A 771-nucleotide genomic window follows, 5' to 3' on the forward strand; every position below is an offset into this window, starting at 1 on the left:
GGCCGAACTGGAGCGGCAAAGGGCTGAGCAAGAGCGACAGCGAGCAGAGCGCCTGGCCCAGAAGCTGCGGGAGCTGGGGGTGGATCCCGATACCTTGTAAGGGTAAAGAGAGGAGAACTGGCAATGACTAACCCGAACCCAATTACTGAGGTGCTGGATCCGGTTTATCTACCCGAGTTGCCCCCCACCCAAGACGAGCTCCCCTACGACGACAGCGAACCTATGGAAAGCTGGCGGCACAGGTGCCAGATGGACTTGCTCATCTCCACTACCCAAACCTGGTTGCAGCAGCGCCCTGATGGCTTTGTCGGTGGCAATATGTTTCTCTACTACAGCTTGGAGCAGACCAGCGGCCGCAATTTCAAAGGGCCGGATTATTTTGTGGTGTTGGGCGTGCCTAAAGGCGAGCGCAAAAGCTGGGTGATTTGGGAGCAGGGCAAAGGGCCGGACGTGGTGATTGAGCTTCTTTCTCCCAGCACTGCCCAGGAGGATAAAACAAGCAAAAAGCAACTTTATGAGCAGATTATCCGGGTGCCGGAGTACTTTTGGTTTGACCCGTTTGAGCCAGAGGACTGGGCAGGGTTTCGGCTGAGGGGCGGCCGCTATGAGCCAATTCAAGAGGATGCCGAGGGTTGCTTGCCGAGCGAGGTTTTGGGATTGTGCCTAGTGAAGTGGGAGGGCAGGTTTCGGGACATCGAGGCCACCTGGATTCGCTGGGCCACTGCTGCTGGGGAACTGGTACCCACCGAGGCCGAACTGGAGCGGCAAAGG

Annotated in this window: 1 protein-coding gene; it reads left to right on the plus strand. The window is 57.7% G+C overall.

The window, feature by feature from the left end; all coding sequences use genetic code 11:
* Positions 1-123 precede the first annotated feature (123 nt).
* The coding region (locus NW815_RS12550; protein WP_414416080.1) for a Uma2 family endonuclease at positions 124-771 on the plus strand (648 nt) is incomplete at its 3' end.

The organism is Synechococcus sp. R6-7, assembly GCF_047461695.1.
Taxonomy (GTDB): Bacteria; Cyanobacteriota; Cyanobacteriia; order Thermostichales; family Thermostichaceae; genus Thermostichus.